Source organism: Gammaproteobacteria bacterium (assembly GCA_015709615.1).
Taxonomy (GTDB): domain Bacteria; phylum Pseudomonadota; class Gammaproteobacteria; order Burkholderiales; family Nitrosomonadaceae; genus Nitrosomonas.
Map to the genome: position 1 here is coordinate 2,250,032 of CP054179.1, position 15,588 is coordinate 2,265,619.

At 44.2% G+C, this 15,588-nt stretch carries 16 protein-coding genes and 1 tRNA gene; 13 read left to right on the forward strand and 4 right to left on the reverse strand.

The genetic code is table 11. From position 1 onward, the window contains the following. Positions 1-12 precede the first annotated feature (12 nt). The 6 genes from petA (at position 13) to HRU77_10810 (ending at position 3,763) form a co-directional block, all read left to right on the forward strand. Positions 13-621, forward strand: coding sequence for a ubiquinol-cytochrome c reductase iron-sulfur subunit (gene petA / locus HRU77_10785; GenBank protein ID QOJ21132.1), 609 nt, complete (start codon positions 13-15; stop codon positions 619-621). Then, positions 622-1,869: a cytochrome bc complex cytochrome b subunit gene (locus tag HRU77_10790; protein QOJ21133.1), complete on the forward strand. Its 1,248-nt coding sequence runs from the start codon at positions 622-624 to the stop codon at positions 1,867-1,869. Between the two features lie 4 nt (positions 1,870-1,873). Next, complete coding sequence (locus HRU77_10795; protein ID QOJ21134.1) at positions 1,874-2,596, forward strand: cytochrome c1; 723 nt, start codon at positions 1,874-1,876, stop codon at positions 2,594-2,596. Between the two features lie 47 nt (positions 2,597-2,643). After that, positions 2,644-3,243, forward strand: a complete 600-nt coding sequence (locus HRU77_10800; GenBank protein ID QOJ21135.1) for a glutathione S-transferase N-terminal domain-containing protein — start codon at positions 2,644-2,646, stop codon at positions 3,241-3,243. Beyond that, positions 3,240-3,662, forward strand: coding sequence for a ClpXP protease specificity-enhancing factor (locus tag HRU77_10805; protein QOJ21136.1), 423 nt, complete (start codon positions 3,240-3,242; stop codon positions 3,660-3,662). Before HRU77_10800 ends, HRU77_10805 begins: the two co-directional genes overlap by 4 nt. Positions 3,663-3,687: 25 nt before the next feature. Next, positions 3,688-3,763, forward strand: a tRNA-Thr gene (locus HRU77_10810). A 34-nt stretch (positions 3,764-3,797) separates the two neighbouring features. Here the strand turns inward: HRU77_10810 and HRU77_10815 are convergent. The 4 genes from HRU77_10815 to HRU77_10830 all read right to left on the reverse strand — a co-directional run bounded on the left by HRU77_10815 (position 3,798) and on the right by HRU77_10830 (position 6,527). Further along, positions 3,798-4,814: a site-specific integrase gene (locus HRU77_10815; protein ID QOJ21137.1), complete on the reverse strand. Its 1,017-nt coding sequence runs from the start codon at positions 4,812-4,814 to the stop codon at positions 3,798-3,800. A gap of 233 nt (positions 4,815-5,047) precedes the next feature. Beyond that, positions 5,048-5,476 carry a conjugal transfer protein TraM gene (locus HRU77_10820; GenBank protein QOJ21138.1) on the reverse strand — a complete coding sequence of 143 codons (429 nt, stop codon included), beginning with the start codon at positions 5,474-5,476 and terminating at the stop codon, positions 5,048-5,050. Then, positions 5,473-6,204 (reverse strand): conjugal transfer protein TraL, encoded by a 732-nt coding sequence (locus HRU77_10825; protein ID QOJ21139.1) that lies wholly within the window; start codon positions 6,202-6,204, stop codon positions 5,473-5,475. Before HRU77_10825 ends, HRU77_10820 begins: the two co-directional genes overlap by 4 nt. Next, positions 6,204-6,527 (reverse strand): TraK family protein, encoded by a 324-nt coding sequence (locus HRU77_10830; GenBank protein QOJ21140.1) that lies wholly within the window; start codon positions 6,525-6,527, stop codon positions 6,204-6,206. The genes HRU77_10825 and HRU77_10830 overlap by 1 nt, the downstream gene beginning before the upstream one ends. A 343-nt stretch (positions 6,528-6,870) precedes the next feature. Between HRU77_10830 and HRU77_10835 the strand changes: the two genes are divergently transcribed. Genes HRU77_10835 through HRU77_10865 form a run of 7 tightly spaced genes read left to right on the forward strand, consistent with a single transcriptional unit; the run spans position 6,871 to position 15,558 of the window. Continuing rightward, positions 6,871-7,239, forward strand: coding sequence for a conjugal transfer protein TraJ (locus HRU77_10835; protein ID QOJ21141.1), 369 nt, complete (start codon positions 6,871-6,873; stop codon positions 7,237-7,239). 60 nt (positions 7,240-7,299) lie between these two features. Further along, positions 7,300-8,925 carry a relaxase/mobilization nuclease domain-containing protein gene (locus HRU77_10840; protein QOJ21142.1) on the forward strand — a complete coding sequence of 542 codons (1,626 nt, stop codon included), beginning with the start codon at positions 7,300-7,302 and terminating at the stop codon, positions 8,923-8,925. After that, complete coding sequence (locus HRU77_10845) at positions 8,925-10,769, forward strand: type IV secretory system conjugative DNA transfer family protein (protein QOJ21143.1); 1,845 nt, start codon at positions 8,925-8,927, stop codon at positions 10,767-10,769. The genes HRU77_10840 and HRU77_10845 overlap by 1 nt, the downstream gene beginning before the upstream one ends. A 30-nt stretch (positions 10,770-10,799) precedes the next feature. Beyond that, positions 10,800-11,339 carry a conjugative transfer signal peptidase TraF gene (traF, locus tag HRU77_10850; GenBank protein QOJ22145.1) on the forward strand — a complete coding sequence of 180 codons (540 nt, stop codon included), beginning with the start codon at positions 10,800-10,802 and terminating at the stop codon, positions 11,337-11,339. Positions 11,340-11,363: 24 nt separating this feature from the next. Next, the gene (locus tag HRU77_10855; protein QOJ21144.1) at positions 11,364-11,582 is read left to right on the forward strand and encodes a conjugal transfer protein TraD; all 219 of its coding nucleotides are present in this window, start codon (positions 11,364-11,366) and stop codon (positions 11,580-11,582) included. Then, the gene (locus HRU77_10860) at positions 11,569-14,421 is read left to right on the forward strand and encodes a DUF1738 domain-containing protein (GenBank protein QOJ21145.1); all 2,853 of its coding nucleotides are present in this window, start codon (positions 11,569-11,571) and stop codon (positions 14,419-14,421) included. The genes HRU77_10855 and HRU77_10860 overlap by 14 nt, the downstream gene beginning before the upstream one ends. A gap of 21 nt (positions 14,422-14,442) precedes the next feature. After that, positions 14,443-15,558 (forward strand): DNA repair protein RadC, encoded by a 1,116-nt coding sequence (locus tag HRU77_10865; GenBank protein ID QOJ21146.1) that lies wholly within the window; start codon positions 14,443-14,445, stop codon positions 15,556-15,558. The last annotated feature ends 30 nt before the right edge of the window (positions 15,559-15,588 follow it).

Here is a 15,588-nt window from a genome sequence, read left to right on the forward strand (position 1 = left end):
GAATAATTGAAAATGGCGGATAGTTTCAGTATCGATGATGAGATGAGCGGCAGGAGGAAATTCCTGGTTGCCGCGACCTCAGTAGCGGGCGGAATTGCAGGCGCTGCGATTGCAACGCCTTTTTTATTGAGTATGATGCCAAGCGAGCGGGCTAAAGCGGCTGGAGCACCGGTTGAAGTCGACATATCAAAGCTTGAGCCAGGGATGTTGTTGATGGTTGAGTGGCGTGGAAAAGTTGTATGGGTTTTGAATCGCACGCCAGAAATGTTGGAAAGTTTGGTTAAAGTGGAAGATCAGCTTGCTGACCCGAATTCAGATAAGAAGCAGCAGCCGGATTATGCGAAAAATCGTACACGCTCGGTAAAACCGGAATTTCTGGTTGTCGAGGGGGTATGTACGCATTTAGGTTGCTCACCCGTATTCAGAAAGGATGTTGCGCCAGCGGATCTTGGGCCTGATTGGCTGGGCGGTTTTTTCTGTCCCTGCCACGGTTCTAAATTTGATTTGGCGGGACGCGTCTATAAGCATGTACCGGCTCCAACTAATCTGGTTGTTCCTCCCCATGTATATTTGAGCGACAGTCGGCTTTTAATTGGATCTGAAAGCGAGGGGGCTGCGTAAATGAGTAATTTATTTAATTCGATGATTGCTTGGATCGATAAACGTTTTCCACTAACCTCAAACTGGAAAGCGCATTTGTCAGAATATTATGCGCCGAAGAACTTTAATTTCTGGTATTTCTTCGGCTCATTGGCATTGCTGGTTTTGGTCAATCAACTGCTGACAGGGATTTTTCTCACCATGAATTATAAGCCGGATGCGAGTCAGGCTTTCGCGTCGGTTGAGTATATTATGCGTGATGTGGATTATGGTTGGTTAATCCGGTACATGCATTCTACTGGCGCATCGATGTTCTTCGTGGTGGTTTATCTCCATATGTTTCGTGGCATGATGTATGGTTCATACCGGAAGCCGAGAGAGTTGCTGTGGTTGATAGGGATGGTTATATTTTTCGTACTGATGAGCTTGGCCTTTACCGGTTACATTTTGCCTTGGGGGCAAATGTCTTATTGGGGAGCGCAAGTAATTGTCAGTATGTTTGGAGCAATACCGAGCATAGGAGAAATACTGCAGCAATGGTTATTGGGTGACTTTACACTTTCTGATGCAGCGCTCAATCGTTTCTTTGCCTACCATGTTGTGACACTGCCTTTAGTGTTGCTGGTGCTGGTTTTTGTTCATATCCTGGCACTGCATGAAACGGGATCAAACAATCCGGATGGGATTGAAATAAAAGAAAATAAAAACCCTGCAACCGGTATTCCTGTGGATGGTATTCCATTTCATCCTTACTACACTGTTAAGGATATCGTTGGGGTTGTGGTGTTTCTGATTGTATTCTGTGGAATTATCTTTTTTGCACCCGAAATGGGAGGATATTTTCTTGAGTATAATAATTTTATACCTGCGAATACATTGCAAACACCGGATCATATTGCACCCGTCTGGTATTTCACGCCGTACTATTCGATGTTACGGGCTGTAACGGTTAATTTTCTGGGTGTTGATGCAAAATTGTGGGGTGTGATTTTGATGGCGGGCTCGGTAGTGATTTTTTGTTTCCTGCCGTGGCTGGATCGGAGTCCCGTCAAGTCGATACGCTACAAAGGCCCCTATTTCAAAGTGGCGTTGGCACTCTTCGTGGTTAGCTTTTTTGTACTGGGGTGGTTAGGAACGAAATCTCCGACGCCTTTGTATACATTATTGGCGCAGATCTTTACCGTTATTTATTTTGCGTTCTTTATTTTAATGCCATGGTATAGCAAGATAGATAAAACAAAGCCTGAACCAAAAAGACTAAAAGAGTAGAAAAATGAAGAAAATAACGATTGCTTTATTAATCTTGTGCTTGACTCCATTTGGCGTTTCAGCTGGCGAATCCGGTATGCCATTAGACCGTGCTCCGGTAGATATAACTGACAACGCTTCGTTGAAACGCGGTGCGGAAAGTTTTGTTAATTACTGTCTGACTTGTCACGGTGCAAGCTACATGCGTTACAACCGTCATCGCGATATCGGATTTACCAACGAAGAAATTCTTAACAAGCTGGTTTTTACAGGTCAAAAAGTTGGTGATCTGATGCAGTCAGCCATGCGCAAGAAAGAAGGGGAGGAGTGGTTTGGTGTTGTTCCGCCGGATTTGTCTGTGATTGCCCGTGCTCGGGGTGCGGATTGGTTATATACTTATCTGCGCGCGTTTTATCGCGATGATGCAACGCATACCGGATGGAATAATTTGGTTTTTGATCGTGTCGCTATGCCGCATGTTTTGTATCAATTGCAAGGCGAGCAAAAACTGATTGTTAAGGCATCTGATAAAGGTGAACAAAAAGGTTTGGCGATAGCAAAACCCGGTCAATTGAGTGCGGCCGAATATGATAAATTTGTTGGCGACTTGGTTAACTATTTGGTTTATTTAGGTGAACCGCATGCCAATGCTCGAAAAGAGCTGGGGATTGAAGTAATGATCTTCCTGCTGGGTATGCTGGTTTTATCTTATGCGCTGAAGAAAGAATATTGGAAAGATATTCATTGATATTAAATTGCTGAATATACATATAATTTAGTCTAAGATCAGAAGTTATGATGACGTTATATTCAACAATTACCTGTCCTTATAGCCATCGTTGCAGGATTGTTTTGCACGAAAAAGATATGGACTTTCAAGTAATAGATGTTGATCCTAATAATAAATCAGAAGACTTGGCAGTAATGAGTCCGTATGGTAAAGCGCCGGTGCTTGTGGAACGCGATCTGGTATTGTATGAATCAAATATTATCAACGAATATATTGATGATCGCTTTCCACATCCGCAGCTGATGCCTGCCGATCCTGTCATGCGCGCACGCGCACGTTTATTGTTATTTCGCTTTGAGCAAGAATTGTTCTGTCATATCGATGCATTTGAGAGAACAGATCAAAAAGCGATAGACAAGGCCCAGGCAGCGATTGCTGAAAATCTGACGATGATATCGCCGATTTTTGACAAACAAAAATTTATGCTAGGAGACGAATTCTCGATGCTTGATGTTGCAATTGCACCTCTTTTATGGCGTTTGGAATATTACGGAATTCGTCTGCCAAAACAAGCAGCCTCGTTATTGAAATATTCTGAAAGATTATTTAGCCGCCCGTTATTCATTGATGCATTATCGGCTTCGGAAAAAGTAATGCGAAAGTGAGTATGAATTCAACAAAACCATATTTGATTCGTTCGATTTATGATTGGTGTATAGACAGCGGCTTTACACCTTTTGTATCAGTAAAAGCTGACCCTGAATTGAACGTACCACAGGAATGCGTAAGAAATGGTGAGATTATTTTTAATATAAGCGCACAAGCAGTTCAAGGGCTAAATATAAATAATGAATCTATTGCCTTTAGTGCCCGTTTTAATGGAATATCACGTGATCTTGAAATTCCATTAGATGCTGTTAAAGGGATATTCGCCAAAGAGGTTAATCAGGGAATAGCATTTTCATCTGACGGTGAAGAGGCGCAAGATAAAATAGTTAGTGAACAATCAAGTAATTCAACGCAAGATTCACTGATTCTTCAAACCAAGGCTTCAAGTAAGCCTAAGCTTCGAATCATCAAGTAAGCGTTTCAAATTTTTCTCATTTATTGCCGGCATAGCTCAGATGGTAGAGCAGCTGATTTGTAATCAGAAGGTCCCGAGTTCGATTCTTGGTGTCGGCACCATAAAATCAATGAGTTAGATTGATTTTATGATCTTCTAATTTTCCACTTGTGTCAGAATTGTGTCATTCAGAATTTCATCTACAACCATTGCATGTTTTCTGAATTGTTCGGGTGCCAAATGAGCATAACGTTTCACCATCTCAGTTGATTCCCAAGCCCCCATTTCTTGAATTACGTTTAGCGGCACACCCTTCTGAGTTAACCAGCTGGCCCAAGTATGGCGCAAATCATGCCAATGGAAGTCTTCTATACCTGCTCTACTTAATGCCTTTCGCCATGCCCTGGTATTGACCTGAATAATTGGTTTTCCTTGGTAAGTAAACACTCTTAACGGATGCTTGCCAACCTGCTTTCTCAAGACTTCCATAGCCGTTGCATTCAGTGAAATATGAATGCTTTTTCTTGCTTTGGCCTGATCTGCATGAATCCATGCAACATTTCTCTGCAAATCAACTTGCGACCATTCCAAATCAGTAACATTGCGTTTGCGCAATCCTGTTGAAAGTGAAAACTTTACCAAGTCAACCAAATGCTCTGGTAATTCATTTAATAATATTTGTACTTGCTCAGGAGCTATCCAGCGAATCCGCCGCTTGGGTTCCTTATATAGCCGGATAAAGGGTGCTTTCTCAATCCATTCCCAATCTAAAGCCGCTCTTCGCAGAATGGCCCTGATAGTTGCCAAATAACGATTAGCCGTCGAAGGTGATGTTTCTTTGCATTTTATTTCACCTACTTCAGCAATCACTTCTCGAGTTAATTCAGAAAGTAATTGGCCCCTAAAAAACTGTTGAAACCACGCAACTTGCTTCATGTCCTGCTTATGGGAAGCCTTATGTTGTGTCTCCATCAGCCATTTATAAGCCGCTTCATCCCAAGTCCGCTTTGGCTTATCCCCCAGTCTTGCAACCCGCCAGGATTCCGCTTTCAGCTTATCGTGGAATTCTTGCGCCTGGGTTTTATCTTCAGTTGCAGCAGAGCATCTAACTCGCTCGCCGCTTGGTGTGGTGAAACTAATCCACCACGTCTTACCACGTTTACAGAGTGACATAATTGCTTCTCCTCATGTCCCACTTGCAACGCTTGCCGAGTGCAAGCATATAACGAGCGAATGTGGTCAGCAAGATCATCTTCAATAAATGCCCACCGCTTACCTAATTTTGCACCCGGAATAATTCCCGCTTTAGCGCGACGACGCACTTCTTCGGGGTGCAACTTCAAGAATTGAGCAGCTTCACTTAAATTTAATGTTCTCATGCGCCATTCCATTGTTGAAAAAATTGGCTATAACAAAATCAAAAATATGGTTACAACCGAAATCAAAAGTAAGGTTGATGCCATTAAATTAATAATGGCCGCTTGCCTGGAAATTCTGACTAGATCATAAGTTTCCGGATCCATACCGCTCTTAATCCTTTCATCAATCAGCTGAATACAGCTTTCCAGGAATTGGTCTCGTGTTAATTGCGCGTTGCTCATGGATGCACTGATAATGGCATTGGATTTCTTGGTCGAATATTCGCACCACCGATTAAAGTTTTCTTCCAATATCGCCTGGTAATTGCTTAGCAGCTCAGCATGGGCTTCTTTATTTTGTTCCAGCAATACTTCGTTGAGCGTATGCATCATCAGTACCGGATCATCCTGTGACAGAACAATGCCGTGTTCTGATGCCACTCTTTCAATGAGTGCATCTAATTTGTCATTACTCATGTTAAAACCGCAGCCACATTTTCAATGCTGGTGAAGAGCTGTCTGCGAATAATCGTTAACCTTTGGCGTACCATCACCGGCAAAGCACTATTCTTCAGCGCTTCATCGAAGGTAAATTTCGATTGCAGGATTTCACTCAGATCCTTGCCGAACGTTTCAGGCTTATAGTGTGGAATTCGGATAATGGCGGATACTCTGGCTTTGTTATCCACATACGCTTTCATCTCCTCAAACTGCTTGCCATTCATCGTGATCTCACCCCAATAAGGATTTAACCAGACAACAAATAATGCTTCTTTGGGAAACTGCTTGATCAAATGCACAAAACCATTCAATGTATCCAGCAAAGCCTGACTGCCCGTGATGACAGTATGCACAACCAATTCATGCCCCATATCTAAAAGCAAGGCGGGTATCTGGTTGCTGATGAGGTAATGTGACATCGGTACAAAGGTGCTGGCACCATTATCAATAATGACGCCATTTTCTGCTTTGGCGATGAGTTCAATTAAATCATCAAACTTTCTTGGATCAATCTCATCATTGTTCATCACATTAATCTGCTTAACATTGAGTTTTTTAAATCCATAAAAAGTAGCATTAACCGGATCTGTATCAATGCATAATGGATTGCCACCTTTAGCAAACTTATGTTGTGCGAGCGTGGATGATATGAACGACTTCCCCACGCCGCCCTTTCCTTGCAGAATCATATGTATTTTAGCCATCAGACCAACTCCTCTTTTTCAGTTGCAGAATTAAAACGAAATCCTTCATGACCATTCCCAGCTGACTTTCCTTGATCAATGCGTGGACGCTGCTTTCTGTCCTCACCAATATGACGATTGACCAATGTTCGAAACCATTGATAAGAACATTTGATTTTTCCTTCCTGGTGCAAAATGTTCCATATCTGCCGAATCGTCCATCCATCCTTTAATGCTTGTTCAATATCAGGCTTCAACGCGATGAACGCCGGTAAAAATTGCTTACCGGTACTTTTGTTTTTATCCGCATAAAGTGCGATTCGATCTGATAAGGATTTAGTCATCACACAATTTCCACAAAATATTTATCTTGGCGTACAAACAGTTTCTTGTTTTTTTCTTTCCTTTCTGTTTCTTTTTGTTGTTTTAAGTTTCTTTGAATTGCTTATCCTTTCTTATTGTTTCCAAGTGACTGTTATTTAGTTGAATAAAGCTTCTTTCAAGTATTTTTATACTGTTTGAAATTATGATATAACGAAAATAAACTATTTGCAAACATCGATTATAGTGTTAGTATATTTCTTGAAATTCACAGAACCGGGCAAGATATGTGGAGATGGCCATCTTCACTTCAACTTATTCGCACGGTGTGCTCAACGTCGATCTTGCTCTTCGAGGAAAACCGAAATGATTGCCAAAAAAAGCTCAAAGACAATCGGGAAAGAAAGAAGAGATAAAAGGCTCAGGGTTCCTGTTTTGCCAATCGAGGAAGCTGAAATAAAGAGTAAAGCAACGGATGCGGGATTAACCGTTGCCGAGTACCTGCGCAATCTGGGCCTGGGTTACCAAGTGCCCAGTGTTATAGATAACCGACAAGTGGATGCTTTGCTAAAAATCAACGCGGATCTTGGTCGATTGGGTGGATTGATCAAACTTTGGCTCGTCAACGACAAACGCACAAAATTAATTGGCAAGTCACAGTTGCATTTAACCTTGGACAGTATTCGAAATGCGCAAAGTGCCATGCTCAATCAAATTATCAAGCTTAAAAAGTAATGCTCTGACTTAAAAATAACTTTCGGAATAGTCATTTTTTACTTAAGCAGCTTAAATACGATGATCGCTAAAATCATACCCATCAAGTCAGTGCGCAAAAGCAATTATTCTGCGCTGATACAGTATCTGACCAACCCTCAAGACAAGAGTGAACGTATCAGTCAGATCAAGGTATCAAACTGTTATTCAGACGATCAGACAGCTGCTCTGATAGAAATACAAAACACACAGGAAATGAATAAGCGCGCCAAATCAGATAAAACTTGTCATTTGGTGTTGAGCTTCCCGGAAGGAGAGCGTCTGTCACATGCTGATCTGAATAAAATTGAAGAGCGATTCTGTGATGCTTTGGGTTTTACCGGTCATCAACGGTTCAGCGTAGTCCACGATGATACCAATAACCTGCACATGCATATCGCCATCAACAAGATACATCCTAAAAACTTAACAATCCACAATCCTTATTATGATTACAAAAAGGTAGCGAAGCTTTGTGAGCAAATCGAACAGGAATATGGCTTAACAAAAGTTAACCATGAAACTGTGAGCGACAAAGCGTCCAGAGTAGCGCAGGAAATTGAAGCCAGAACCGGTGTGGAGAGCTTGCTTAGCTGGATCAAGCGTAAGTGCTTGGATGAAATGAAGCAGTCGGGCAACTGGCAGGATTTACATAAGGTTCTAGCTAGACATGGCCTTGAAATCAAGGAACGTGGCAACGGGTTTGTATTGGTTGCCAACAATGGTGTAGCTGTTAAAGCAAGCTCTATTGATCGCTCTTTATCCAAAGGGAATTTAACTCAACGACTGGGTGCATTTGTACAGAATGATCATTCTGTACAGCCTTCACGTTCAAACACCAAACAATATCAACCAAAACCATTGCAGAATCGAATCGATACTTCAGAGCTTTATGCTCGATACCAGCAAGAGCAGAATGATTCCGCCAAACAGCGAACTACTCAATGGGCCATGTTGCGACAAAGCAGAGATCAATTAATTGACCGCGCCAAACGAGAAGCGAAACTCAAGCGCAACATCATTAAAAGTATCAAAGCCGGGAGATTGGCCAAAAAAGCATTGTATGCAACTGCATATCGGCAATTCAAAACAACAGTCGAGGTTATTAAAAGCGATTATCAGAAAGCCTACCAGCACTCTAAAACCAGTCATTCCAGGATGGGGTGGCTGGATTGGCTCACATTTGAGGCAAAAAATGGCAATGCTGAAGCATTGGCTGTCTTGCGATCCAGAAGAGTGGGTCAATTTAAAGGCAACCAGATAACGACTAAGCAGAGTAATGCTGGTTTCAGCACTGATGGCCACTTCAAGGATAGTTTGGTGGAATCGATCACCAAAATCGGCACAGTCACTTATCAAGCAGGATCAACCACCATCCGCGATGACGGCAAGCGGTTAATCGTGCTGCCGGATACATCGTCTGATGCCTTGAGGGATATTTTGCAAGTCGCCATGAAGAAGTACGGCAGTCACCTGGCGATCAATGGAACTAAATCGTTTTGTCTTGAGATCGCTGAAGTGGCCGCACAAAACCAAATGCACGTGACATTTGATGATAAGCGGCTTGAACAATACCGTCAGCAGTTGATGAAACAGTACAAAGTATCCAAAGCGCAATCGGCAGAAAGGATACGATCCACAACCTCAACTCCCAGAAGGAGTCTTTAATGAATAAGAACAGTTTCTTATCTCAAAACAATAGGAATTCTAAGAAAGACACACTCATCATTAGGCTATTGTCTGTTGTGTGTCTTGTTGGCGGATTCCAAGTCGCCACCCAGTATTTTGCGCAACAATTCAATTATCAGCCGCAGTTAGGTGCGCACCTTTTTCATATTTATGAACCCTGGGCTATTCTGGTGTGGGCGAGCAAATGGTATGACCAGTATTCGGGCATCTTTGATCTGGCGGCAGGTTTCGGTATTTTATTTTCAAGCATCGGTTTAATACTCGTTCTGGTTATTAAAATGGTGCTGGCTAATTCATCTCGAACCAATCAGGGGTTACATGGCTCGGCCAGATGGGCAAATAAGCAGGACATTGTAGCCGCAGGACTACTGGCAACCAGCAAGAATAGCAAAAATAACAAGAGCGACTCCGTTTATGTCGGCGGCTGGCGGGATAATTTCGGCAAAACCCACTATCTGAAACACAGTGGCCCGGAACACGTGTTGTGCTACGCTCCAACTCGCTCAGGTAAGGGTGTGAGTCTGGTTATACCGACCCTGCTTTCCTGGACTCAGAGCGCGGTCATTACTGATCTCAAAGGTGAGTTATGGGCACTCACTTCCGGTTGGAGAAAGCAGCATGCTAAAAACAAGGTGCTGCGTTTTGATCCGGCATCAACCAGTAGCGCGCATTGGAATCCGTTAGATGAAATCCAGATTGGCAGCGGCATGGAAGTGGCCGATGTTCAAAACCTGACCACCTTAATAGTTGATCCAGATGGTAAGGGATTGCAAACCCACTGGCAGAAGACCAGCCAGGCATTGCTGGTAGGTGTCATTTTGCATGTTTTGTACAAGTCTGAGCGAGAAGGGTCTCCGGCCACTTTATCGACTGTCGATGCAATGCTCTCTGATCCTGATCGCGATATCAGGGAACTGTGGATGGAAATGGCTATGCAGGATTATCTGGATGGCAAAAGTCACCCAGTGATTGCAGCCAGTGCGCGCGACATGCTGGATCGCCCGGAGGAAGAAGCAGGTTCGGTATTATCGACAGCCAAATCGTATTTGTCTTTGTACCGCGATCCGATTGTGGCCAACAACATCAGCACATCGGATTTTACAATCCGCGACCTCATGCACCACGAGCATCCTGTCAGTTTATATATTGTTTCGCACCCCAATGACAAATCGCGGCAGCGTCCTTTAATCCGCATTCTGATCAATATGATCATCAGAAAGCTGGCCGATAGAATCACATTTAAAGATGGTCAACCAGCCGCGCATTACAAACACAAACTGCTATTGATGCTCGATGAATTCCCAAGCCTAGGCAAGCTTGAAATCTTTCAGGAATCCCTCGCGTTTATCGCAGGCTATGGCATGAAAGCCTATCTGATCTGCCAGGATTTGAATCAGCTCAAAAGTCGCGAGACCGGCTACGGGCATGATGAAGCGATTACTTCCAATTGCCATATCCAGACCGCGTTTGCACCTAACCGGCTTGAAACGGCGGAACACTTATCCAAACTGACCGGGCAAACCACGGTCATCAAAGAACAGATTACCACCAGTGGACGCCGCTCATCGATGATGCATGGACATGTCACCCGCACCCTACAGGAGACGCAGCGCGCGTTATTAACACCGGATGAATGTATGCGACTGCCAGGCCCCATGAAAGATGCTGAGGGCAAAATCACCAAGCCTGGCGACATGATCATCTATGTGGCCGGTTTTCCGGCCATCTATGGTACGCAGCCTTTGTATTTTCAGGATGAAACCTTTGCAGCACGGGCGCAAGTGAATCCCCCAAACGGCAGCGATAAATTAACTAGCCTTTAATTGCCGCCAAATTCTGCTAAAGGAAATAGCATGAAGAGAACAATCAAAATACTTGCCATAGCTGTTCTAATAATCAGTGCAATCGTGTTTGTGCTGAGCATTGGTTTTCGCGTCAGTGGGATTCATCTCAATACCACGCCGAGTTTGCCGGTGGGTTTTTATCAAGTTGTGGATCAGCCTATTGTAAACGGCACTTATGTTGCTTTCTGCCCACCGAAAAATGAGGTTTTTGATATGGCTATCAATAGGCACTACCTCAATCCAGGGGATTGTCCGGGCGGTTATGGTTTGTTGCTGAAACGTGTGTTTGCTCTATCCGGAGATACGGTTTTCATCGACCAGGCTGGGATTTTTGTGAATGGCGAACATTTACCCAAGAGCGCCCAGTTAAAGATTGATGCTGATGGCCAACCATTGCCGCAATACCGGCTTCAAGCTGTGCTGGATGATTATGAATATCTGCTGCTATCCGATTTGAATCCACGATCCTTTGATGCGCGCTATTTCGGACTGATTGCGCGTGATCAGATTAGACAGGTTGTTCGTCCAGTTTTTACCTGGAGTCATTAATTAAAATTTAATGGAGACAATGTTATGAATAGACCGCCGATTGATGCTGAAACCGATAATCCTGACATAACTGAAATCATTCAGGAGAAGCTACTCGATGCAGAAATGCCGGGCTTCCAGGCTGAATTTGATCCCTTCCAGGCTGAGCGGCTGGGCGCATTTAAGGAAGACGCCTTGAGTGAAAAAGATGCGCTGGATAGCACAATTGATCATACAGCGGAGGTTGAAGATGAAAGAGACTAAGAAGGCTTTTCATGAACAAGTCGCCGAGAATCTGATTGAGCAACTTAAAAAAGGGGGCGCGCCCTGGCAAAAGCCGTGGGAACCCGGTGATTTGCTGGCTGTATTACCTGTCAATCCAACAACGGGCAAGCGCTACCGGGGCATTAATAGCCTGAACTTGATGAGCCGTGATTATGCCGATCCGCGCTGGCTAACATACAAGCAAGCGATAAGCCTGGGCGCACAGGTACGCAAGGGTGAAAAAAGTACGCTCGTTCAATACTGGAAATTTACCGATGAACGCATCAAAACCGATGACAACAATAATCCTGTACTCAATACTGAGGGCCAGCCCATTAAAGAACAGGTCAGGCTTGAACGCCCCAGAGTGTTCTATGCCGCCGTATTTAATGCTGAACAAGTGGATAATCTGCCAGAACTCAGTATTAAAGCTCCTGACTGGGATCCGCTGGAGCGAGCTGAACACATATTGCAGGCATCCAATGCCATGATCCGTCATGGCGAAGCCGACAATGCATTTTATCGACTATCAACAGACAGTATCCACTTACCCCATAAGCACCAGTTTCCGACCCCCGATCGCTACTACGCAACCGCACTGCATGAACTGGGTCACTGGACTGGCCATGAATTGCGGCTCAATCGTGACTTATCGCATCCATTCGGTAGCGAAGGTTACGGCCGCGAAGAATTACGCGCCGAGATTGCCAGCATGCTGCTTAGCGGTGAATTGGGTATCGGTCATGATCCGGGGCAGCATGTGGCTTATGTGAGTTCATGGATCAAAGCACTGCAGGAAGATCCGACAGAGATATTCCGTGCCGCCGCTGATGCTGAAAAAATCCAGGATTTTGTACTGGTATTCTCACAACAACAGGAAATTGGGCAGAAAATTGCACAGGGAATTGACGCGCAGGAGGCAAATAAAATGGATCAAATCAAGCAAAGCACCGCCGCTTATTTACAAAACATCTCCCCTGATTTAGCTACCATTGCATCCCGCAATATCAAACTGTTGAATGAGTTGACACAAGGTATGCCTATTAGGGATCAGAATGCCATCACCTTAATTGCCGATGCACTCAGGTTTGTTAGAAACGGCGGCATTGATAATCTGGAGTTTGAAGAGGTGGCTCAAGACAAACTGGGCTTTAGCATTCCGGCTAACTGGAATGGACAAATCCAGGTACAGGGTAATGCAATTCAAACCGATGAAAATGGTGTTAAGTCTGTGGTATCCGCTCATTCGCTGAATCGTGAACCGCAATTTTGGGGTGTGACTATGCAGCGTGATGATCAGACTTTCCAATGGGTGAAAGACTGTGAGTCTAAACAGGAAGCGCAAGATTTAACCAATCTACTCGCACTTATTGATGTCGCTGCAGAACAAAATGAACATGAAAAAACCATAAAGCTTGCCCAAATCCATGAAAACCGCATTCGAAATGATCCAATTAGCACTGAAGTATCGATATCAGGAGCCAAGACCGAGCAAAACGATGACAATGCTCGTCAATATTTGATTGTTCCTTATATGGCAAAAGACTTGGCAAAAGCTGCCGGAGCTTGCTGGGATAACAAGGCCCGTGCCTGGTATGTAGGGCCAGAAGCAGATATTCAAACATTGCAGCGTTGGCTGCCGAGAAATGTTTCCAGTCAGCAGGAACCAGCTATCGATCCTCACGTGGAATTTGCTGAATTGCTGCGCGCTCAAGGTTGCCGGGTTGATGGCAATCATCCGGTGATGGATGGCAGCAAACACAGAATTAAAGTCGAAGGTGATAAATCGGGTGAGAAATCAGGTTTTTATGTGGCGCATTTGGATGGTCATCCTGCCGGATATTTCAAGAACAATCGAACCGGTATCGAGACGCGCTGGAAGGCCAAGGGGTATTCGTTAACGAATGAGCAAAAAGTAGAATTGATCGCCCAGGTCGCTATCAAGCAGCAAAACAGAAAAGCCGAACAACAGGCACAGCAAATTAAAGTTGCTGATGCCCTTCAGAAATTGTTGGCTATAGCGCCCGCTGCCGATTCCGAACATCCTTATCTGAAAGAGAAGCATGCCCGGCCAGGAGATCTGAGAATCGTGCCGCAGAATGCGGATGATTTACCCCATGATTCAATCATCAAAATTGGTCAGAACTGGCAGGAAGTCAGGCTACTGCGCGAAGAATACCCTGATAACATTGTACTAACAGCAGGTGATTTATTGCTGTCCGCACAAGATATTCATGGACAAATCTGGAGCGTGCAAACGATACAACCCAATGGTGCAAAGCTTTTTGCAGCGGGTAGCAGAAAGGAGAGTAACTTTCATATCGTGGGAAATAATGGTCAGGGGTTGGATGCAGCCATCAATACAGCACCTGCCATTGTGATCGCTGAAGGGTATGCCACCGCAGACACGCTATCCCAGGCACTGGATTGTCCTGTCATCGCCGCATTTGATTCGGGCAATTTATCCAAAGTCGCACAGGATTTGCATGAAAAGTATCCGCATAAGCTCATCATTATTACAGGCGACGATGATCATCACCTGGAGTCCACCATTGGCAAAAATCCCGGCAAGGAAAAAGCGCTGGAAGCAGCGGCATTGGTATATGGGTCTGCGGTATTTCCGGTTTTTGCACCTAATGAGCAGATGTCAAAGAAATTAAATGATTTTAATGATCTGGCCAATAAAAGCGTGCTGGGCATTGAGGCTGTCAAACGACAAGTTGGATCGGTTGTTGAAAAAGTATCGCAGCAGGCTAAACAGGACAGTTTATTGAGGTTACAAATACCTATTGAAGCTAAGCGGCAGGAAATCAAGCAAAAACGGGTATTGGTCAGGTAATCTTATAAAGGAGACCGCAAGATGCGCGATAATATGCTGAAGATTCCAGGAGCCCCATCCAATTCTGATGAAGGTGATCTTTATGAAAAAATTGAAACTCGTCCCGGTATTACAGACAAGCAAAAGGAAGCAGGAAGAGGTGCCTATACAGAACTGCTCGAGGCTCATGCTCGATGGGCAGGTGGCACCTTATTGGGTTGTGATTTCCCGAAAGACTTCCGAGAAAAAGGAGGAATCACCTTCCTGAATCAGCCCATCAAGTCAGGCCATGAACTGGCAATAATGGCGCAAATATTACGAGATCCTCGCTATGAGACGCTGAGAATCTTCTATACCCGTATGAATCGCATCGTTCATCATACGGCTGTGAGTTCCAGATTGCCGGGCGCAGTTTATCTGGAGAAGATTGGACATGCCAATCATGATCTGGGTGTTTTGGTAGAAAAAACTAGACGACATGTTAAAGCAGATGGTTACTGGTTATTACACAACCACCCATCGGGTAATGCTGCGCCGTCGAGTCAGGACATCAGGCTCACAGAAATAATCGCAACGACTGTTCCGAGTTTCAAAGGTCATGTAGTTATCAATACCAGTCAATATAGCGTCATTGATAAAAATGGCCATATCGATTTTGTGGATTGGATGGGTGATCAGGCAGGCGGTTATCAGAATAATCACTATAAAAGTCATGAACTGCTTTTGGAGAAAATAGCTTCACCGGAGGATCTTGCAAAGATAGGCCATGCTTTAAAAAAGCGGGATCAGTTTTTTAATCTGATCGGTATCAGCGCAACAGGCTTTGTATTGTCATTAAGTGAGTTACCCTTATCGGTACTGAATCGTCCTCAAAATCTGCTTCTGGCGCGGCTGCAAAATTTTGCACGCAATTCCGGCGTCAATACCGTTTTTGCCATCACGACTGCCAATGATTACAGGCACCCGGTATTATCTAAAGCCTGCGAAGTTGGCATACTAAAAGATGTGCTAACAGTAGAGGGTTCCGATTATCGTTCATTGCGAGAAGAAGGGTTGTTTGCGTCAATGTCCGGTGAAATAAGCGCCATTTTTAGAAAGCCCAGAACCTTTGTGAAGGAAGATGGCGGATTGGGTAAACGCAGAAGTCATACACGCTGACAGTTATTCGGTATTTAATCTACATATAGT